This window comes from Pseudomonas sp. PDM22, assembly GCF_014851965.1.
Lineage (GTDB): Bacteria > Pseudomonadota > Gammaproteobacteria > Pseudomonadales > Pseudomonadaceae > Pseudomonas.
Genome location: NZ_JACVAR010000002.1, coordinates 958,048 through 978,118, shown reverse-complemented (window position 1 = coordinate 978,118; position 20,071 = coordinate 958,048). Strand labels below are relative to the sequence as shown.

Below are 20,071 nucleotides of genomic sequence, written 5' to 3'. Positions count from 1 at the left end.
ACATCCGCTCCCGAGGGACTTGCATGGGCAAGCAACACATACCTTACCTGCTGGCCGCCCTGGCCCTGCCGCTGCTGCTCGCCGGTTGCTCGACGAACGCCAGCAACCCCTGCGACGAGCCACTGAGCGGAGAGGCCTGCCGGCAGGAGCACCTGCTCTACCAGAACGACATGCTGCAGGCGAAGCTGCTGATCGCCAGCGGCGACCTGGCCAACTACGAGCTGGCCGAGGCGCTGCTCGCCCGTTCCATGGAAAAGGACGTGCGCGGCGAGGCGAGCTTCTACCTGGCGCTGCTGAAGATCAAGGAAGGCCCGCAGGTGGACGAGGTGCTGCCGCTGCTGGAGAAGGCCGCCGACGCCGGCCAGCCCTACGCCGTGGCGCTGCTCTACAAGATCTGGTCCGAGCCCTTCCTGGTCAAGCAGGCTGACCCGGCCAAGGCCCAGCGCTACCAGAAAGCCTATGGCAGCCTGGACGTCGCCCGGAGCGGCTACCCCTCCTTCGAGAAAGCCACCGCGCTGGTCAACGCGCTGCTCAGCGAGCCGCCCGCCGTCGCCGACCAGCCGGCCCAGCCCTAGCCCTCATCGGGCGCCGGAGCGGCCTGCTCGAAGGTCTTCTCGCCCGCGTCCTTGCCGTGGGGCAGATGGTGCTCGATCACCGCATTGAGTTCCGCGCCCAGCAGCAGCACCGCCGACGAGATGTAGAAGTACAGCAGCAGCACGATGATCGCCCCGACGCTGCCGTACATGGCGTTGTAGTCAGCGAAGTTCTTCACGTAGTAGCCAAAGCCCAGCGAGGCGGAAATCCACAGCACCACGGCGAGCACCGAGCCGGGGGTGATGAAGCGGAATCTCTGCTGCACGTTGGGCGTGACGTAGTAGATGATCGCCACCGCCATCATCATCAGCAGCACGATCACCGGCCAGCGCAGGATGCTCCAGAGGATCACCACGAAGTCCTCCAGGCCCACCTTGGCGGCGATCCAGCCCATCACCTGGGGCCCGAGGATCATCAGCGCGGCGATCAGCATCAGCATCGCCACCAGGCCGAAGGTGTAGAACAGCGACAGCGGGATGCGCTTCCACGCCGGGCGTGCTTCGCGCACGTCGTAGGCGGCGTTGAGCGCGATCATCAGCGAACGCACCGCCGCCGAGGACGACCACAGCGCCACCACGATACCGATGGACAGCAGCCCGCCCTGGCGCTGCTGCAACTGGTCGATGACCGGGTTGACCTGATCCAGCGCCTGCGCCGGCAGCACATAGTCGGCCTGCTGGCGGAGGAAGTCGAAGAACTCCGGCAGGTGCAGGAAGCCCAGCAGCGCGATGAGGAACAGCAGGAAGGGAAACAGCGAGAACAGCCCCTGGTACGCCAGCGCGGCGGCATAGGTGGGCATCTCGTCGTCGAGGAACTCCTTCACCGTCAGGCTGATCAGCTTCCAGGGCCCCAGACTGAGCCCGCGCATGTCCATGAATCGCATCCCGCACCGTCCTCCCGATGAGCGTCCCGCTCGCCGGCGGGCTGCAGGGTGGACCTGCGCAACGCCGGCAAAGTTGCAACAAAAGCGCGACGCAGAGCACCCGCCAGCACAGACCATAGCCGCTGGCGGGGCGTGGAAGCCAGTGCGGAGGCGGTTTCAGTCGGCCAGGCGATAGACCTTGGCGAAGCGCTCGGCCTTCACCACGCCGTAGTCGCCGGGGGCGTATTGCATGACCCAGTCGCCAGGGGCACCGGTGAGGCGGTCGCCACCGGCCGAGCGCAGCAGGGTGAAGGGTTCGTCCATGCGCCGGGCCAGCACCGGGCTGGGGATGTTGCGGTAGGCACCCGGCTCGCCGTGGGTGAGCGCGGCTTCGGCGGGCCGGTACTTCGGATCGAAGCGCTCGCGGGAAACGACCCAGCGCTCGCCGGTCGCGCCGCTGATGATCGCGTCGCCGACGGCATAACGGTTCGGGCCTTCGAGGCTCATCAATGCGCCGGCCACCACAGCGAATTCGACGGTGACGGTTTCGTCCTTTACCACGCGCTGCGCGGCGGGATCGGTGCGGAGGTCGACCTGGGTCAGTTCGATCATGGCGGGACTGCGGACCTGCGGAAAAGGTGGGGGGGAGAACGGGGGCAAGCCTACTCGCAAAAGAATCGCCCTGCGAGAAGCCAGCCGCTGGTGGTGCTCTACACTCACTGACCATGCGTGCCGTCACGACACTCCCGGCCGAACCCAGCCCGCTTTCCGGCGGTCGCACCTACTGAGCCAACCCCATCAGCCGTACAGGAATCTCCCATGCCGTTTGCCCGTCTCGCCCTGCCCTTCCTGTTGCTCACCAGCCTTGCCGTCCACGCCGAAGACACTCCCGAAGAAGCGAAATTCCTCAAGGAATCGGCGGACTATTTCGACCAGGTGACCAAGTCCAACCTGCCACGCCAGGTAGACAAGGTGACCACCCTCAACAGCGTGCAGCTCGACCCGGCGAAGAAGATGCTGTATTACCGCTACGCCATCTCCAACCTGCGCCTGGACGCCATGGACCTGGGTGCCCGCGCCAAGTTCGAGAACGGGCTGAAGAAGCAGCTCGAAGGCACCACCTGCGAGCAGCCCGACCTGCTGCAGCGCTTCCGCGAGCACCACCTGAGCGTCACCCACGAGTACGCCGGCAGCGACGCCAAGCCGCTGGCCAGCATCACCATTGATCCGCAGACTCTGAGCTGCGCCAAGACCTGACGTTGCACCGAAGAACCGCCGATGAGCCGTGCCGACTACCACCAGGAAAACGCCCAGCGCGCCGAAGCCGAAGCCCGGCGCCTGCTGGCCGAACGCGACCAGCTCGGCGCCCGCTGGCTGCCCTGGGTGGCCGGCGAGCTGTACCGGCTGAGCCCGCCGCACTACGCCAACATGGTGCGCCGCGAGCTGGAGCGCCTGACCGCCGGCTGAACAGCCGCCTGCCACGGGACTATGCTGAAGCAGTCAGCTCTCGGCCCGAGGGCGTCCCGTTGGAGGACAGGCTCGTGAAAGGTCTCGACGCGAAGAAACAGGCGAAGAAGAAGCCGCTGAAAACCGCGCACGAAAAACGCATGGCCAAGCGGCAGAAGAAAACCGGCAAGTCGCTGCTGGGTACTCCGCAGCAACCGTCCTGAGGGCGCGCCCCTCGTCCTGCGGATGGCCTCGGTGAGGCTGTCCGCTCACCTCTCTCCCCGAGACTCTGCAGGAGCGCGCCATGCGCGCGATCGCGGGCATGGCCCGCTCCTACAAGTGTGTTCCTACGCTCCCCAGGTAGGGGGCGCGACACCAATCCTGATCAGATCAATCCCGCGCGCAGATTCAGCAGCATCCGCTCGCCCTGGGCGAGAATCAGCCCGCCAGCGCGATAGCCGGCGGCGCCGATGCACAGGAAGCGCTCCGCTTCACCCGGCTCCACCTGTTCCACCGCGCGGCTGCCGGGGTGCCAGATGACACTGCCGGCGCTGGTGTTCTTGTCGATGCGCAGGCGCCGCTGCCAGCCGGCATCCTCCAGCACCAGGGAACCGGTGTTGTAGAGCACCTGCTTGACCGCGCCACGGGGAGCCCAGGTGTTGGGCAGGCCGCTGGCCTTGCCGTCCAGCTCCATCCCATGGACCACCGAGCGGCGCAGCGAACCCACGCGCCAATAAGGCTGCAGGGCGAAGCTGAAGAGACAGTCGCTGTCATCCTCGTGGTAGCTGGAGAGTTCGATGTCCAGGTCCTGGCCCAGGCGCGCTTCCAGGCGCACGTGCCAGTCCTCGATATCCAGCTGCCAGCTGACCACCACCTTGCTGTCGTCGGCCCAGGCATCGAGCATGCGCCACTCGCGCTGGCGCGCCCAGCCGTGCTGCGGCCAGTCGGCTTCCACCGGGTGGCTGCCGAACCAGGGCCAGCAGACCGGAATACCTCCGCGGATCGGTGCCGTGCTCAGGCTCGGCCACTGGCTCGAACACCACAGCAGCGGGCGCGCGCCGCGCGGCTGGAAGTGCAGCAGCTGCGCGCCCTGGCGGCTGAACACCGCCTGGCATTGCGGGTGATCGATGAGCAGCAGGTCGCGACGCTGGAAGCGCACCCAGTCGAAGGGGCGCTTGCCCCGCATGGAATGAAAAAAGCGCTGCAGCGGATGCTCGAGCATTGTCCGGATGTCCTGATCCAATCCCTGCCCGGACATTCCGGGGCGTGAAGATCTCTGTAGTTTCACTACATCTTACAGAAAAGGCGGCGATTCTAACCGCAAAGCCTAGTCACGCGCAGCGCCCGCGCCAATGAAAAAAGGCCCGTCGCAAGGACGGGCCAGGTTCGCACCAGGGAGCAATCAGAAACTGGACTGGATCTTCAGGCCGGCCACCACGGCGTTGTTGACCTCGTCCACGCCGCCCGGATGGCGGATGTACTGCAGGTTCGGCCGCACGGTGAGCCAATTGGTCACATGCACGCCGTAGTACAGCTCGGCGTTGTACTCGGTGTCCTGGATGGGCTGGTACAGCGGGTTGTCGTAGTCGTCGATGCCGTTGACCTGGTTCACCAGGCGCTGGCGATCCTGCACGTCGTCGTTGACGTGGATGCGCGCCACGCCGAAGCCGATGTCGTCCTTGGGCCGCGCGTCGAACGGGCCCTTGTAGACCACGCCGAGCTGCTGGTAGTTGTCGACGGTGTTGGTGGCCTTGTCGTGCACGGTGAAGTTGGCGAACAGGCTCAGGCCGCGCGAAGTGTCGCCGTCATGGGCGGTGACCTGCTGCTGCGCCACCACCCACCAGCCGTGCTTGCCGCTGTGGGTCTTGGCCGGCTCGCCGGTGAGCGCCTGCGGGTTGCCGTTGACGTCGTCGTACACGTCGTCGGCCTCGGCCGTGCTGTAGTAGTAGCCCAGGCGGTACTCGCCGGGCAGTTGCTGGGCGCCGACCTTGGGCATCCACACCAGCTCCACCGGCAGGATGGTGCCCTTGGTGCCGCTGCCGTTGAGCTTGAAGCCGTTGCCGGTTTCCAGGTTCGACGGGTTCTGGTTGTACGCGCCGACCTGGGCGTACCACTCGTCGTTGAAGTTCCACTTCACGCGGGCCGCCCACTGGCTGACCGGCCAGTTGTACCAGATGCCGCCGACCCAGTTGCCCACCTGCGAGCCGCAGAAGGCCAGGTTCTGGAAGTCGCAGGGGAAGCTGTTGAAGTCCTCGCCCTCGCCGAAGCGGCCGACTTTCACGTCCAGCGCGCCATCGAAGTACTGCTGCTTGATCCACATCTGCGTCAGGCGCCAGGTCTGGCCACGGCCCCAGACTTCCTGCACGGAGCTGAACTGCCCGGCGCGCGGGTCGCTGATGCGGTCGTTGGAGAGGTTGCGGCCGCTACGCTCGGTGACCGTCAGCTGGAACTCGGTGGCGTCCCAGCCGAGGATCTTCTGCAGATCCAGGTGGGTGCCGAGGGCGAACTGGTCGGAGTAGCGTGCCGTGGTGTGCTGGTCGTAGCCGCCGCCCAGGTTGCTGGCGGCCTCGCCGACGTAGTCGAGCTTGAAGTCGTAGCCCTTCTCCAGCAGCTCGGTGCGCTTGCCGCCCCAGTCACCCAGGCCCCACTTGGACTCGGATGAGAAGGCATCGGCGGCATGCGCGACGTTGCCCGCGCAACCCAGTGCGAGCAGGCAGCCCAGGGTTCGTGCTGCAGGCCGGTTCTTGTTGTTCTTGTGCATCTCCAGCGTCCTCGTTGTCTTGGTTTCTAGCGTAGTTACAGGCAGGGGTGTTTCAGGAATGCTTCTGGCGGGCCAGCGGCGTCACCTTGTTCGCGCCGTCGCCGCGCGGCTCGGCGCGCAGGCGCTCGCCGCTCTGCGCGTCGAACAGCAGCGCGCGGGAAGGATCGAAGCGCAGCTGCAGTGACGAGCCCGGCTGGGGCGCCTGGTCCGGCGCGAGGCGGCAGCAGACCTTGGCACCATTGAGCGTGACGAAGGCCAGGGTGTCCGGGCCGGTGGGCTCGACCACCTCGACCTCGGCGCGCAGGTCGCTGGGACCGTTGGCGCCATCGCTGGCCAGCTGCACCTGTTCCGGGCGCACGCCGAGGATCAGCTCGCGGCCCTCGATCAGCCCGGCCTCCAGTTGCAGCGGCAGCTCGCAGCGGTCCTGGCCGCTGTCCAGCAGGCCGACCAGCCGGCCGCCCTGCTGCTGCACCTTGAGCGGGATGAAGTTCATCGGCGGCGAACCGATGAAGCTGGCGACGAACAGGTTCGCCGGGTCGTTGTAGATCTGCTGCGGTGTGCCGAATTGCTGGACGATGCCGTCCTTCATCACCGCCACCTTGTCACCCAGGGTCATGGCCTCGATCTGGTCATGGGTCACGTACACCGTGGTGGTCTTCAGGCGCTGGTGCATCAGCTTGATTTCGGTGCGCATCTCCACGCGCAACTTGGCGTCGAGGTTCGACAGCGGTTCGTCGAACAGGTAGATCTTCGGCCGCCGCGCCAGCGCCCGGCCCATGGCCACGCGCTGCTGCTGGCCGCCGGAGAGCTGCGAGGGCTTGCGCTCGAGCAGGTGCTCGATCTGCAAGAGCTTGGCCACGCGAGCCACCTCGGCATCGATCTCGGTTTTCGGCAGCTTGCGGATCTTCAGGCCGAAGGCGATGTTCTCGCGCACGCTCATGGTCGGGTACAGCGCGTAGGACTGGAACACCATGGCGATGTCGCGATCCTTCGGGCTCATGCCGCTGATGTCCTGGCCGTCCACCAGGATGGCGCCGCCGGTGACGTTCTCCAGCCCGGCGATGCAGTTCATCAGGGTGGATTTGCCGCAGCCGGAAGGGCCGACCAGGATCAGGAACTCGCCCGACTCGATCGACAGGTTGATCGACTTCAGGGTGTCCGCCAGGCCTGCGCCGTAGGACTTGTGCAGGTTGTGCAGTTCAAGGGTGGACATCGGTGCTTACCTCAACCTTTGACGGCGCCGGCAGTGAGCCCGCGCACGAAGTACTTGCCGGCCAGTACGTAGACCACCAGCGTGGGCAGCGCCGCGATCATCGCGGCCGCCATGTCGACGTTGTATTCCTTCACGCCCGTGCTGATGTTCACCAGGTTGTTCAGAGCCACCGTGATCGGTTGCGCATCGCCACTGGCGAACACCACACCGAAGAGGAAATCATTCCAGATCTGGGTGAACTGCCAGATCAGGCAGACCATCACGATGGGGGTGGACATCGGCATCAGAATGCGCAGGAAGATGGTGAAGAACCCCGCGCCGTCCAGGCGCGCGGCCTTCACCAGCGCATCCGGGATCGCCACGAAGTAGTTGCGGAAGAACAGCGTGGTGAAGGCCAGGCCGTAGATGCAGTGCACCATCACCAGGCCGGTGGTGGTGTTGGCCAGGCCGAGCTTGCCGAGGGTGAAGGACATCGGCAGAAGGATCACCTGGAACGGCAGGAAGCAGCCGAACAGCAGCGCGCCGAAGAACAGCTGCGAACCGCGGAAGCGCCACATCGACAGCACGTAGCCGTTCATGGCGCCGATGAAGGTGGAGATCAGCACGCCCGGCACGGTGATCTTCACCGAGTTCCAGAAGTAGTCGCCCACTGCGCCCCAGGCTTTCACCCAGCCGATCGCGGTGAACACATCCGGCAGCGCCAGCAGGTTGCTGTTACGGATGTCCTCGGGCGACTTGAAGCTGGTCAGCAGCATCACCAGCAGCGGGATCACGTACAGCGCCACGGCGCCCCAGAGGGTCGCGTGCACCGCCAGGCGGCTCAGGCTGAACGACGGTTTCAGGGTCGAGTCATGCATGGCGCTTGCCTCGCAGTTCGGAGTACAGGTACGGCACGACGATGGCCAGCACGGCGCCCAGCATCAGCATCGCGCTGGCCGCGCCCAGGCCCATCTGGCCACGGGTGAAGGTGTGGGCATACATGAACATCGCCGGCAGGTCGGAGGAGTAGCCGGGGCCGCCGGCGGTCATCGCGGCGACCAGGTCGAAGCTCTTGATGGCGATGTGCGCGAGGATCATCAGTGCGCTGAAGAACACCGGGCGCAGGCTCGGCAGGACGATGCGCAGGTAGATGGTCGGCAGGCTCGCGCCGTCCACCTGGGCGGCACGCACGAGGGCCGGGTCGACCCCGCGCAGACCGGCGAGGAACAGCGCCATGACAAAGCCCGAGGCCTGCCACACGGCGGCAATCACCAGGCAGTAGACGACCCGCTCCGGGTCCACCAGCCAGTCGAAGCGAAAGCCGCTCCAGCCCCAGTCGCGCAGCAGCTTGTCCAGGCCCAGGCCGGGGTTGAGCAGCCACTTCCAGGCGGTGCCGGTGACGATCATGGACAGCGCCATGGGGTACAGGTACACCGTGCGGATGAAGCCTTCGCGGCGGATACGCTGGTCCAGCAGCACCGCGAGGAACACCCCGAGCACCAGGCAGACGCCGATGAACAGGCCGCCGAACAGCAGCAGGTTCTTGCTCGCCACCCACCAGCGGTCGTTGTCCCACAGGCGCAGGTACTGGGTCAGCCCGGCCCAGCTGTAGGCGGGCATGAAGCGTGAGTTGGTGAAGGACAGCAGCAGCGTCCAGCCGATGTAGCCGTAAACGCAGACCAGCACCACGAGCATGCTCGGGGCCAGCACCAGCTTCGGCAGCCAGGCCTGCAGGCCATCGAGCAGCGAAGCGCGGGGCGCGGCGGCGGGAGTGAAAGTCGGAGATCGGGTCGCCATCTGCTTTCTCGAGGATGAGTGAGCCCACCCGGGCTGCCATGGCGGCCCGGAGTCGTTCAGTTGGGGAGAGAGGCCGGCTCCGCGACGGAGCCGGCGAGCGCCTTACTGCGCGGCGGCCTGGATGGCGGCGCCCAGTTGCTGCGCGGCCTTCTGCGGGTCGGCGGCGGGGTCGTTGAAGAAGTTGGTGACCACGTCGAAGATCGCGCCCTGCACATAGCTGGAGGCGGCCATGCTGTGGGCCATGCTTGGCACCAGGTTGCCGCTGGCGGAGGCTGCCTTGAAGTCCTTCATCGACTGCTGGGCGCAGCTGTCGAAGGGCGTCATGTCGACGTCCAGGCGCACCGGGATCGAGCCCTTGTTCAGGCTGAAGTCCTTCTGGAAGGACGGGTCGAGCACCGCGCGCGCCAGGTCTTCCTGGGCCTTGCGGTTCTCCTCGTTGCTCAGCTTGAACATCACCAGGGAGTCGATGTTGTAGTCGAAGGCCTTCTGCGTGCCGGGGAACGGCAGGCACTGGTAGTCCTTGCCCGCCACCTTGCCGGCGGCGGTGAACTCGCTCTTGGCCCAGTCGCCCATGATCTGCATGCCGGCCTTGCCATTGATGACCATGCCGGTGGCGACGTTCCACTCGCGGCCGGCGGCGTCGGCGTCAACGTAGCCGTGCAGCTTCTTCAGCGCGGCGAAGACGTCGGCCATCGGCGCGCCGGTGAGGGTTTCCTTGTCCAGTTCGACGAAGGCCTTGCGATAGCCCTCCGGGCCCATCTTGCTGAGCACCAGGTTCTCGAACAGGGTGCCGTCCTGCCAGGGCTGGCTGCCGTGGGCCAGCGCCGTGAAGCCGGCGGCCTTGAGCTTGTCGGCGGCGGCGAAGAATTCATCGAGGGTGGTCGGCGGCGTGGCGCCGGCCTTCTTGAAGACTTCCGGGTTGATGTACAGCCAGTTCACCCGGTGCACGTTGACCGGCACGGCCACGTAGTCGCCCTTGTACTTCATGATCTGCGCCACCTGCGGCGGCAGCAGCTGGTCCCACTTGCCTTCGGCGGCGACGTCGTTGAGGTCGGCGAGCAGCCCCAGCTCGCCCCACTCCTGGATGTCCGGCCCCTTGATCTGCGCGGCGGCCGGCGGATTGCCGGAGACGGCGCGGGTCTTCAGCACGGTCATGGCCGCTTCACCACCGCCACCGGCGACGGCGAAGTCCTTCCAGGTGTGCCCCTTGGCTTCGACGAGTTTCTTCAGGGTTTCGGCAGCGCGCTTCTCACCGGGGGAGGTCCACCAGTGCAGCACTTCGACTTCACCGGCGTGGGCCAGCAGGGGGGAGAGACAGAGGGAGGAAAGGCAGATGGCGGCCGACAGGCGACGGATCGCATTCATGGGGAGCACCTTGTTCTTGTTATTGGAGGCAAGTCTTCGCTTGCGATGGTCCGAGTCTATCCAAGGCATTCTGGTCTCCGGGTAACGAAGCGATCTTCGATTGTCACCGGCCGGTGACATTGGGCGAATGTTCATGGCGAAAGATGACGGAAGCGCGAAGCGCCCTACTCCACCTCCAACCGCGGCAACCTCAACGTCACCCGCAGTCCACCCTCACGGCGATTCTGCAAGGTCACTTCCCCACCATGGGTATGCGCAATGTTGCGCGCAATGCCCAGGCCCAAGCCGTAGCCCTGCCCCCGTTCGGACAACCGGAAGCGCGGTTCGAAGACTTTCTCCAGGCGTTGTTCCGGCACGCCGGGGCCCTGGTCGTCGACGTGCAGAACCACCGCGTCGGGATCATCCTCGATGCTCAGCTGGGCGCGGCCGCCGTACTTCAGGGCGTTGTCCAGCAGGTTGCCGATGCAGCGCTTGAGCGCCAGCGGCTTGCCCGGATAGGGCTCGAGCGCCGCGCCCAGCACTTCGACACGGCCGTCGGCGATGTAGGGCCCGGCGACGTATTGCAGCAACTGGTTGAGGTCCACCGACTCGACGTTTTCGTGGATGTCGGTGTCCTTCACGCATTGCAGCGCGCCCTTCACCAGCAGCTCCAGTTCATCGAGGTCGTGGCTGAACTTGTCCTGCGCCTGTTCATCCTCCAGCAGCTCCACGCGCAGGCGCAGGCGGGTGATCGGCGTGCGCAGGTCGTGGGAGATGCCGCTGAACAGCTGCGCGCGTTCGTTGACGTAGCGGTCAATGCGTTCGCGCATGGTGTTGAAGGCGCGGGAGACCTCCACCAGCTCACTCGCGCCGCTCTCCTCCAACGGCTGTTCCTCGCCGCCCAGGGCGATGTCGCGGGCGGCGCGGGCCAGGCGCTTGAGCGGGCGGCTCTGCCAGTGCACCAGCAGGCCGGTGAACAGCAGCAGCAGGAGGCTGGTGAAGACGATGGAGATGACCTGCTGCGGCGGCAGGCCTTCGGGTTCCAGGGTGACGTAGGGCGCCGGCATCAGGCTGGCGATGTACAGCCATTCGCTTTCGCCGATGCGGATCTGCGTGACCAGCACCGGTGGGTTCACCGGCTCCAGGGTCAGCGCGTAGTGCGCCCAGGAACGCGGCAGTTCCTCCAGCTTCAGCTCGCCGTTGAACAGCCGCAGGTCGTCCGGGCTGACGAACTCCACCTGCAGCTCGACGTCCTTGCCCAGCTTCTGGTGCAGGACGTCCTGCACGATGTCGATCACCGCCTGCTTGTTGGTGGTATCCGGCAGCGCGCGCAGGTTCAGCGGGCGTTCGTTGAGCGAGACGAAGAAGCGCGTACCGCCCATGCTGCGCAGCTGGTCGAGCACCAGCGGACGGTAACCGATGGGCAGCGAGCGAAAGTAGCTGACGCTGGCAGCCATGGAGTAAGCCAGGCTGCGCGAGCTGGTGAGCAGGCCGTCGCGCTGGCTGGTGCGCAGGTGGGATATCCAGAACAGGCTCGACAGACCCTGGGCGATCAGCACCGCCAGCAGGGTGAGCAGCAGCATGCGGCCGAGCAGCGAGCGCGGCACCAGGGCCCAGCGGCGGCGTTCACTCATGGCCGGCGAGGTGCGGACGAACCTGGGCGGCCAGCAGGTAGCCGCTGCCGCGCACGGTCTGGATCAGCCGCGCCGGTTTCTCGGTGTCGCGCAGACGCTGGCGCAGGCGCGACACGGCCATGTCGACGATGCGCTCCAGCGGCATCACCTCGCGGCCACGGGTGGCGCTGGCGATGGTGTCACGGTCGAGAATCTGCCGGGGATTGTCGAGGAACAGCTTGAGCAGGGCGAAGTCGGCGCCGCTGAGGAAGTGCTCCTCGCCGTCCTCGTGGAACAGCCGGTGGCTGATGGTATCCAGCCGCCAGTCGTCGAACGCGATGACCTCGCCGCCGCGCACCTGGGTGAACTGCGCGCGGCGCAGCAGCGCCTTGATCCGCGCCAGCAGTTCGCGGGGGCTGAAGGGTTTGCCGAGGTAGTCGTCGGCGCCCAGTTCCAGCCCCACCACGCGGTCGGCCTCGTCGGAGCTGGCGGTGAGCATGATCACCGGCATGCAGGCGTGGCGCTGGTGTGAGCGAATCCAGCGGCACAGGCTGAAGCCGTCCTCGTCGGGCAGCATCACGTCGAGGATCGCCAGGGCGGCGTCCTCGTCGCACAGCGCGCGGCGGAAGCTCTCGCCATCGGCGACGCTGCGCACCTGGAAGCCGGCGCGGCTGAGGTAGGTTTCCAGCAGCTCGCGGATTTCCTGGTCGTCGTCCACCAGCAGGATGGATCGGGCAGGCTGGTTCACTTCGGGCGTCCTTTGTTCTTGTTGTTCTTCAGGGATGAAGCGGGGTGTCAGCCTTCGTTGCGCAGCGCCTGCTCCAGGGCCACGCCGGCGCCGAACAGGCCCGGATGATCCGCCGTCATGACCCACACAGGAACCTGGTCGAGGTACGGCCCGCTGGTCTTGCCACGGCTGCGGAAGGCCTCGGCGAAGCCGCTGTGCTGGAAGCGCTCGAGGAAGCGCGGGACGATGCCACCGGTGATGTACACGCCACCCAGCGCGCCGACCGTCAGCACGGCATTGCCGGCGACGCGCGCCAGCCAGACGAAGAAGTGCTCCAGCACCGCGTCGGCATAGGCGTCGCCGGCCATGGCGCGCTCGCCGATCTCGGCGGCAGTCGCGCATTTCGGCTCCACGCCATCGAGCTGACAGCTCATGCGGTAGAGGTTTTCCAGGCCGCTGCCGGAGAGCACGCGCTCGGCCGAGACATGGCCGTACTTCTCGCGCAGCAGTTGCCAGAGGGCGAAGTCACGTTCGGAGGTCACCGGCAGGTCGACGTGGCCGCCTTCGCAGGGCAGCACTTCCCAGCCGCCACCCGGCAGCGGCATCAGGCTGCCGACACCCAGGCCGGTGCCCGGACCGATGATCAGCTTGGCGCGGCCTTCGAGCGCCTTGCCGGGACGCACCTGCACCAGGTGTTCCTCCGACAGCCGCGAAGCCGCCCAGGCCATGGTGCTGAAGTCGTTCACCAGCAGCAGGTGACTCAGGCCCAGTTCGGCACGGAAGGCGTCGCGTTTGATCACCCAGTGGTTGTTGGTGAACTTGAAGTCGCCTGCGCCAACGGGGCCGGCGCAGGCCAGGCAGACGTTGTCGACGGCCGACAGCGGCTGGCCGACGCGCTGCAGGTAGTCGCGCACGGCATCTTCCGGGCGCGGGTAGTCGGCGCAGGCCAGAACCTCGATGCACTCGAGGACTTCACCGCGCCACAGGGCGAAGCGGGCGTTGGTGCCGCCGATGTCGCCGACCAGGGCGAAGCCGTTCGGGGCGGGCTGAGCGTTGTTGGAAATCATTGTGGGCTCGGGCCTGGAAGTGGGGGGAAAGATTCAGCGTAGGACAGCACCGGAGGCTCTCCCGCGCGGCGGACAGGCAGTCAACGCCGCGCAGAAGATTCCATCAGGTGAGCGTCTCAGCGCAAGCCGTCGAGCTCGGCGGTAAAGCTGCAGGCGCCCTGCTCGGCCGAACTGAAGGCATTGCGCATGAAGGCGAACAGCTCGCGGCCCATGCCCATGTTATCCAGCGCGGGGGTTTCCACGAGCGGACGGGCATCCCACTCCGCCGCATCCACCAGCACGCGCAGCTCGCCGGTAGTACCGTCGACGCGCACCACATCGCCGTCGCGCAGTTTGGCCAGCGGGCCGCCGTTGAGCGCCTCCGGAGACACATGGATCGCCGCCGGCACCTTGCCGGAAGCGCCGGACATGCGCCCATCGGTGACCAGCGCCACCTTGAAGCCACGGTCCTGCAGCACGCCAAGGAACGGCGTGAGCTTGTGCAGCTCCGGCATGCCATTGGCGCGCGGGCCCTGGAAGCGCACCACGGCCACCAGGTCTCGCTCCAGCTCGCCGGCCTTGAAGGCGGCGGCCAGGCTCGACTGGTCGTGGAAGATGCGCACCGGGGCTTCGACGATCTGGTGCTCCAGCGCCACGGCGGAGACCTTCATCACGCCGCGCCCGAGGTTGCCTTCCATCAGGCGCAGGCCGCCTTCGGCCGAGAACGGCTTGTCGATGGGGCGCAGGATGTTCTCGTCCAGGCTCGCCGCCGGGCCTTCGCGCCAGACCAGCTTGCCGTCGTCGAGGAAAGGCTCCTGGATGTAGCGACGCAGGCCCTTGCCGACCACCGTCTGCACGTCTTCATGCAGCAGGCCGCCATCGAGCAGCTGACGGATCAGGAAGGACATGCCGCCCGCCGCCTGGAAGTGGTTGATGTCGGCCTGGCCGTTGGGATAGATGCGCGCCAGGGTCGGCACGATTTCGGAGAGGTCGGCCATGTCCTGCCAGGTCAGCTGGATGCCGGCGGCCTGGGCGATGGCCAGCAGGTGCAGGGTATGGTTGGTCGAGCCGCCGGTGGCCAGCAGCGCCACCACCGAGTTGACCATGGCCTTCTCGTCGACGATCTCCGCCATGGGCACGAACTGGCCGTTCTCCGGCGCCAGGCGCGCGGCCTGGCGCGCGGCTTCGCGGGTCAGCTCGTCGCGCAGCGGGGTGTTCGGGTTGACGAAGGAGGCGCCCGGCAGGTGCAGGCCCATCACTTCCACCAGCAACTGGTTGGTGTTGGCGGTGCCGTAGAAGGTGCAGGTGCCCGGCGCGTGGTAGGAGGCCATCTCCGAGGCCAGCAGCTCCTCGCGGGTGGCCTTGCCTTCGGCGAACAGCTGGCGCACCGCGGCCTTCTCCTTGTTGGAGATGCCGGTGGGCATGGGGCCGGCGGGCACGAACACCACCGGCAGGTGGCCGAAGCGCAGCGAGCCGATCAGCAGACCGGGGACGATCTTGTCGCACACGCCCAGGCACAGCGCGGCGTCGAACATGTTGTGCGACAGCGCGATGGCGGTGCCCATGGCGATCACGTCGCGGCTGGCCAGGGACAGTTCCATCCCCGGCTCGCCCTGGGTCACGCCGTCGCACATGGCGGGCACGCCGCCGGCGAACTGGCCGACCGAGCCGATCTGCCGCAGGGCGTCCTTGATCAGTTCCGGGAAGCGCTCCAGCGGCTGGTGCGCGGAAAGCATGTCGTTATAGGCGGAGACGATGGCGACGTTGGCCTGGTTCATCAGCCGCAGCGCCTGTTTGTCGGAATCACCACAAGCCGCGACGCCGTGGGCGAGGTTGCCGCAGGGCAGCGTGCCGCGGTGCGGACCCTTGGTGGCGGCTGCCTTGACCAGATCGAGGTAGCGCTGACGCGTGGCCGCGCTGCGGGCCTGGATGCGCTGGGTGACTTCAAGCACACGAGGGTGCATGGCAGCATTCTCCTACAGACTATCGGTTGTTGTTTTTACAACATTATCGTTGATTACTCGGTGTTTACTTTTCATCAACGTGGAAATTTAATTGTTTTTACCACAACAAAAGAAAAGAGACGACCTTCATGACTATACGCCTGGCAATCAACGGATTTGGCCGCATCGGTCGGAACGTACTCCGCGCGCTCTACTCGGGCCCCTACCGCCAGCACCTGCAAGTGGTGGCGATCAACGACCTGGGCGACGCCGCGATCAACGCCCACCTGTTCCAGTACGACAGCGTGCATGGGCGCTTCGCCGGCCACGTCGAGCACGACGCCGAAAGCCTCAGGGTAGAGGGCGACCGCATTGCCGTCACGGCGATCCGCCATCCGGCCGAGTTGCCGTGGAAGGCCCTGGGGGTGGATATCGTGCTGGAGTGCACCGGCCTTTTCACCTCCCGCGACAAGGCTGCGGCTCACCTGCAGGCCGGCGCGCACCAGGTGCTGATCTCCGCGCCCGGCCAGGACGTGGACGCCACGGTGGTGTTCGGCGTCAACGAAGACATCCTGCGCGCGGAACACCGCATCGTCTCCAACGCCTCCTGCACCACCAACTGCCTGGCGCCGGTGGCCCAGGTGCTGCACCGCGAGCTGGGCATCGAACACGGGCTGATGACCACCATCCACGCCTATACCAACGACCAGAATCTCTCCGACGTCTATCACAGCGACCCGTACCGCGCGCGCTCGGCCACCCAGTCGATGATCCCGACCAGGACCGGCGCCGCCGAAGCCGTTGGCCTGGTGCTGCCGGAACTGGCGGGCAAGCTGACGGGCCTGGCGGTGCGGGTGCCGGTGATCAACGTGTCGCTAGTGGACCTCACGCTGCAGGTCGCCCGTGACACCAGCGCGCAGGAGGTCAACGCGCTGCTGGAGCGTGCCAGCGAAGGCTCGGCGATCCTCGGCTTCAACCGCCAGCCGCTGGTCTCGGTGGACTTCAACCACGACCCGCGCTCGGCCATCTTCGACGCCAGCCACACGCGGGTGAATGGCCGGCTGGTGAAGGTGATGGCCTGGTACGACAACGAATGGGGCTTCTCCAACCGCATGCTGGATACGGCGCGGGCGATGGCTGCGGCACGCGGCTGACATTCTGTAGGGCGCATAACGCGCCAGCGTTATCCGCCGTGGAGGATGCGGCGGATAACCCGTTCCGGGTTATTCGCCCTGCGTCTAACGCCTCTCAGCGGTATAGCCGCTTGCCCTGCGCCTCCAGCACCAGCAGACGCATGTCCGCCTCGGCCAGGATCGCCTCCTGGCCCAGGTGGTCGACACGCTTCCACGCCTTGATTTCCTCACGGCTGCGGCCGCAGCCCAGGCAGATGCCCTCTTCGAACTCGCAGACCTTGATGCACGGACTCTTCACGGACTTCCTCTCGATTCGATGGGTGAACGTCAGTGGGCCTGCACAATGGACACCCGCGCGGCGCCAAGGTCCAACTCGATTTCCCCATCGGCGCCATCGACGCGGGTTATCGAAGCGGGCAATCGAAGTCTGCGCGCCTTGCTAGAATCCGCCCTCCACGCCTTCCGGCCTCGCCCATGCTCGCCCTCAAGCTCACCCTGGTTCCGTTGTTCCTGCTGCTGGTATCCCTTTCCGGGCGCTGGTGGGGGCCGACCGTTGCCGGCTGCCTCGCCGCCCTGCCCGCCATCGCCGGTCCCATCCTGTACCTGATCACCGTGGAGCACGGCCGCGACTTCGGCGCCCAGGCCGCGCTGCTGGCGCTGGCGGCGATCTTCGCTTCGGAAGCGTTCAACTTCGCCTATGCCTGGTTGTGCCGGAAGCACCGTTGGACGCTGGCCCTGAGCGGCGCGATGCTCGCCTGGCTGGTGGCTGCCTGGGCCCTGACGCAACTTCCAGCCGCGCCCGCCTGGGCGCTGATCGCCGCAGCACTGGGCGCGCTGACCAGCCAGCTGTTCATGCCCCGCGCCGAGTTGCCGGGCACGGTCGCCGCGTTGGGCCGCTTCGAGCTGGGCCTGCGCATGCTCGCCGGTGCGTTGCTGACCCTGGCCGTCACCGCCCTCGCCGGCTGGGCCGGGCCGCGCTGGAGCGGCCTGCTGGCGGTCTTTCCGCTGCTCTCCATCGTGCTCTGCGTGTCATCGCAGCGCTTGCACGGCGCGGGCTTCGTCATCGCCCTGCTGCGCGGCATGGTCAGCGGGCGCCCGGCCTTCGCAGCGTTCTGCCTGTGGCTGGCGTTGCGCCTGCCGGCCAACGACACCCTGCCGAGCTTCGCCGAGGCGGCGCTACTGGCCGTGCTGGTGCAAGGCGCGGTGCGCTGGCTGATCGGGCTCCGCTCCCGCAAGGCAGCCAAAGCTGCCTGAAAGCAAAACGCCACGGCTGGGTCAGCCGTGGCGTTCTAGTTTGCAGCAGCGAGTGACGCTTAGAGCAGCGTGAAGCTCTGCTCTTTCACGTTGTCCGAATCCAGGCCGACGTAGACCTTGAACTCGCCCGGCTCCGAGGCGTAGCGCAGCTGGCTGTCGTAGAAGCGCAGGTCCTCCTCGCGGATCGGGAACTGCACCACCTTCGACTCGCCCGGCTGCAGCAGGATCTTGCTGAAGCCCTTGAGCTCCTTGACCGGGCGGCTGATGGACGCGGCGACGTCGCGCAGGTAGAGCTGCACGGTGGTCTCGCCGGCAACCTTGCCGGTGTTCTTCACGGTCACGCTGGCGGTCAGCTGGTCACCCTTCTTCAGCTTGCTGCCCGACATCTTCACGTTCGAGACGCTGAAGTCGGTGTAGCTCAGGCCGTAGCCGAAGGGGTATAGCGGGCCGTTCTGCGAGTCGAAGTAGCGCGAGGTGTACTTGTTCGGGTGCTCGTGGTCGAACGGGCGGCCGGTGTTCAGGTGGTTGTAGTAGATCGGCACCTGGCCCACCGAGCGCGGGAAGGTCATGGTCAGCTTGCCCGACGGGTTGTAGTCGCCGAACAGCACGTCGGCGATGGCGTTGCCGCCCTCGGTGCCGCTGAACCAGGTTTCCAGCACGGCGTCGGCGTTGGCGCTTTCCCAGCGCAGGTCCATCGGCCGGCCGTTCATCAGCACCAGCACCAGCGGCTTGCCGGTGGCCTTGAGGGCCTTGAGCAGCTCGATCTGGCTCTGCGCGATGTGCAGGTTGGTCTTGCTCGACGCCTCGTGGGCCATGCCCTGGGATTCGCCGACCACAGCCACCACCACGTCAGCCTGTTTCGCCTTCTCGACGGCTTCGTCGATCATGGCTTTCGGGCTGCGCGAGTCGACCTTCACGTCTTCGCTGTACTCGTTGAGGTATTTGACGATCTCCGGATCGTCGGTGACGTTGGCGCCCTTGGCGTAGAGCAGCGCGGCATGGCCACGGGTGGCGGCGCCCATGCCCTCGAGCACGGTCACGGCCTGGAAGGCCTTGCCAGCGGCGGACCAACTGCCCATCACGTCGCGCTTGCTGTCGGCCAGCGGGCCGATCAGGGCGATCACGCCGTCGCGCTTGAGCGGCAGCACGCCGCCTTCGTTCTTCAGCAGGACCATGCCCTTGCGCGCGATCTCGCGAGCGTCGGCACGGTGCAGGCGGTCCTCGGCGTCTGTGTCGACCGGGTCCTTGCCCTGCAGGTAGCGGTACGGGTCGTGGAACAGGCCCATGTCCCACTTGGCGGCGAGCACGTCGCGGCAGGCACGGTCGATCTCGTCCTGGCTGATCAGCCCGGCCTTGAGCAGCTCGGGCATGTGCTTGCCGTAGAGATCGTCGTTCATGTTCATTTCGACGCCGGCGTTGATCGCCGCCTGGGTGGCGTCACGCTCGGTGGCGGCCACGCCGTGCTTGATCAGCTCCAGCACCGCGCCATGGTCGCTCAGGGTCAGGCCCTTGTAGCCCCACTGGCCGCGCAGCAGGTCCTGCAGCAGCCACTTGTTGGCGGTGGCCGGCACGCCGTTGATGCTGTTCAGCGAGACCATCACCGCGCCGGCGCCGGCGTCGATGGCCGCGCGGTACGGCGGCAGGTAGTCCTGGAACATGCGCTGCGGGCTCATGTCCACGGTGTTGTAGTCGCGGCCGCCTTCGCCGGCGCCGTACAGGGCGAAGTGCTTGACCCCGGCCATGATGGTTTGCGGCTGGTTCAGGCCCTGGCCCTGGTAGCCCTTGACCACCGCGGCGGCGACCTTGCTGGTCAGCCAGGCGTCTTCGCCGAAGCCTTCGGAAACACGGCCCCAGCGCGGATCGCGGGCGATGTCGACGGTGGGCGAATAGGTCAGGTTGAGGCCGTCGGCGCTGGCCTCGATGGCCGCGACGCGGGCGCTGCGCTCGATGGATGCCATGTCCCAGCTCGCCGCCAGGCCCAGGCCGATGGGGAACACGGTCCGGTGGCCGTGGACCACGTCATAGGCGAAGAACAGTGGGATCTTCAGCCGGCTTTTCATGGCCGCGTCCTGCAGGTCGCGGATGCCCGGACGGACCACGGTGTTGAACACCGCGCCGGTGGTGCCCTCGGCGATTTCCTTCAGCAGTACCGGCTTGGGATGGTCCGGCCCGACACTGACCAGGCGCAGCTGGCCGATCTTCTCTTCCAGCGTCATGCGCTGCATCAGGCTGTCGATGAAGGCGTCCTTCGACTGCCCGGCCAGCGGCACGGCGGGTGCAGCGGCAGGTGCCTGGGCGGCGGAAAGCGAAGCGCTGCCAAGGCCCAGCAGGAGGCCGAGCCAGCAGATACGGCTGATTG

Annotated in this window: 20 protein-coding genes; 6 read left to right on the top strand and 14 right to left on the bottom strand. The window is 66.7% G+C overall.

Annotation, left to right across the window (positions count from 1 at the left end; all coding sequences use genetic code 11):
* The first annotated feature begins 23 nt into the window (after positions 1 to 23).
* Positions 24 to 575: a hypothetical protein gene (locus IB255_RS10125; RefSeq protein ID WP_192210188.1), complete on the top strand. Its 552-nt coding sequence runs from the start codon at positions 24 to 26 to the stop codon at positions 573 to 575.
* Here IB255_RS10125 and IB255_RS10120 read toward each other — a convergent pair.
* Both IB255_RS10120 and IB255_RS10115 read right to left on the bottom strand, forming a co-directional pair.
* Entirely contained in the window at positions 572 to 1,477 is a 906-nt protein-coding gene (locus tag IB255_RS10120) for a YihY/virulence factor BrkB family protein (RefSeq protein WP_192210186.1), read from the bottom strand. The genes IB255_RS10125 and IB255_RS10120 overlap by 4 nt on opposite strands.
* 156 nt (positions 1,478 to 1,633) lie before the next feature.
* Complete coding sequence (locus IB255_RS10115; RefSeq protein WP_192210184.1) at positions 1,634 to 2,068, bottom strand: PGDYG domain-containing protein; 435 nt, start codon at positions 2,066 to 2,068, stop codon at positions 1,634 to 1,636.
* 207 nt (positions 2,069 to 2,275) lie between these two features.
* Here IB255_RS10115 and IB255_RS10110 point away from each other — a divergent pair, with 207 nt between their 5' ends.
* The 3 genes from IB255_RS10110 (at position 2,276) to IB255_RS30935 (ending at position 3,126) form a co-directional block, all read left to right on the top strand.
* The gene (locus tag IB255_RS10110; protein ID WP_081518042.1) at positions 2,276 to 2,713 is read left to right on the top strand and encodes a hypothetical protein; all 438 of its coding nucleotides are present in this window, start codon (positions 2,276 to 2,278) and stop codon (positions 2,711 to 2,713) included.
* 21 nt (positions 2,714 to 2,734) lie between these two features.
* Complete coding sequence (locus tag IB255_RS10105) at positions 2,735 to 2,923, top strand: hypothetical protein (RefSeq protein ID WP_081518041.1); 189 nt, start codon at positions 2,735 to 2,737, stop codon at positions 2,921 to 2,923.
* 74 nt (positions 2,924 to 2,997) lie between these two features.
* Positions 2,998 to 3,126 (top strand): hypothetical protein, encoded by a 129-nt coding sequence (locus IB255_RS30935; RefSeq protein WP_017516671.1) that lies wholly within the window; start codon positions 2,998 to 3,000, stop codon positions 3,124 to 3,126.
* Between the two features lie 161 nt (positions 3,127 to 3,287).
* On the opposite strand, the gene IB255_RS10100 is transcribed toward IB255_RS30935, so the two are convergent.
* The 10 genes from IB255_RS10100 to edd all read right to left on the bottom strand — a co-directional run bounded on the left by IB255_RS10100 (position 3,288) and on the right by edd (position 15,346).
* A complete protein-coding gene (locus tag IB255_RS10100; RefSeq protein ID WP_081518040.1) occupies positions 3,288 to 4,124 on the bottom strand; it encodes a D-hexose-6-phosphate mutarotase in 837 nt (278 codons plus the stop codon).
* Between the two features lie 180 nt (positions 4,125 to 4,304).
* Positions 4,305 to 5,663 carry a carbohydrate porin gene (locus IB255_RS10095; protein ID WP_081518039.1) on the bottom strand — a complete coding sequence of 453 codons (1,359 nt, stop codon included), beginning with the start codon at positions 5,661 to 5,663 and terminating at the stop codon, positions 4,305 to 4,307.
* A 52-nt stretch (positions 5,664 to 5,715) separates the two neighbouring features.
* Positions 5,716 to 6,876 (bottom strand): ABC transporter ATP-binding protein, encoded by a 1,161-nt coding sequence (locus IB255_RS10090; RefSeq protein ID WP_192210182.1) that lies wholly within the window; start codon positions 6,874 to 6,876, stop codon positions 5,716 to 5,718.
* Positions 6,877 to 6,887: 11 nt separating this feature from the next.
* Complete coding sequence (locus IB255_RS10085) at positions 6,888 to 7,733, bottom strand: carbohydrate ABC transporter permease (protein ID WP_151186408.1); 846 nt, start codon at positions 7,731 to 7,733, stop codon at positions 6,888 to 6,890.
* A complete protein-coding gene (locus IB255_RS10080; protein ID WP_192210180.1) occupies positions 7,726 to 8,652 on the bottom strand; it encodes a carbohydrate ABC transporter permease in 927 nt (308 codons plus the stop codon). The genes IB255_RS10085 and IB255_RS10080 overlap by 8 nt, the downstream gene beginning before the upstream one ends.
* Before the next feature lie 102 nt (positions 8,653 to 8,754).
* On the bottom strand, positions 8,755 to 10,017 hold the full coding sequence (locus tag IB255_RS10075) for an ABC transporter substrate-binding protein (protein ID WP_081518035.1): 1,263 nt from the start codon (positions 10,015 to 10,017) through the stop codon (positions 8,755 to 8,757).
* Positions 10,018 to 10,181: 164 nt separating this feature from the next.
* Complete coding sequence (locus IB255_RS10070) at positions 10,182 to 11,603, bottom strand: ATP-binding protein (protein WP_139791564.1); 1,422 nt, start codon at positions 11,601 to 11,603, stop codon at positions 10,182 to 10,184.
* Positions 11,604 to 11,622: 19 nt separating this feature from the next.
* Positions 11,623 to 12,357, bottom strand: a complete 735-nt coding sequence (locus IB255_RS10065) for a response regulator (protein WP_081518033.1) — start codon at positions 12,355 to 12,357, stop codon at positions 11,623 to 11,625.
* A 47-nt stretch (positions 12,358 to 12,404) separates the two neighbouring features.
* Positions 12,405 to 13,403 (bottom strand): glucokinase, encoded by a 999-nt coding sequence (locus IB255_RS10060; protein WP_225594739.1) that lies wholly within the window; start codon positions 13,401 to 13,403, stop codon positions 12,405 to 12,407.
* A gap of 116 nt (positions 13,404 to 13,519) precedes the next feature.
* Positions 13,520 to 15,346, bottom strand: a complete 1,827-nt coding sequence (gene edd / locus IB255_RS10055; RefSeq protein ID WP_192210178.1) for a phosphogluconate dehydratase — start codon at positions 15,344 to 15,346, stop codon at positions 13,520 to 13,522.
* A 128-nt stretch (positions 15,347 to 15,474) separates the two neighbouring features.
* Here edd and gap point away from each other — a divergent pair, with 128 nt between their 5' ends.
* Complete coding sequence (gene gap, locus IB255_RS10050) at positions 15,475 to 16,479, top strand: type I glyceraldehyde-3-phosphate dehydrogenase (RefSeq protein ID WP_192210176.1); 1,005 nt, start codon at positions 15,475 to 15,477, stop codon at positions 16,477 to 16,479.
* 94 nt (positions 16,480 to 16,573) lie between these two features.
* On the opposite strand, the gene IB255_RS10045 is transcribed toward gap, so the two are convergent.
* A complete protein-coding gene (locus tag IB255_RS10045; RefSeq protein ID WP_081518029.1) occupies positions 16,574 to 16,756 on the bottom strand; it encodes a DUF1289 domain-containing protein in 183 nt (60 codons plus the stop codon).
* A gap of 176 nt (positions 16,757 to 16,932) precedes the next feature.
* Here IB255_RS10045 and IB255_RS10040 point away from each other — a divergent pair, with 176 nt between their 5' ends.
* Positions 16,933 to 17,712: a hypothetical protein gene (locus IB255_RS10040; protein WP_192210168.1), complete on the top strand. Its 780-nt coding sequence runs from the start codon at positions 16,933 to 16,935 to the stop codon at positions 17,710 to 17,712.
* A gap of 59 nt (positions 17,713 to 17,771) precedes the next feature.
* Here the strand turns inward: IB255_RS10040 and bglX are convergent, their stop codons facing one another.
* On the bottom strand, positions 17,772 to 20,069 hold the full coding sequence (gene bglX, locus IB255_RS10035; RefSeq protein WP_318652758.1) for a beta-glucosidase BglX: 2,298 nt from the start codon (positions 20,067 to 20,069) through the stop codon (positions 17,772 to 17,774).
* Positions 20,070 to 20,071: the final 2 nt, after the last annotated feature.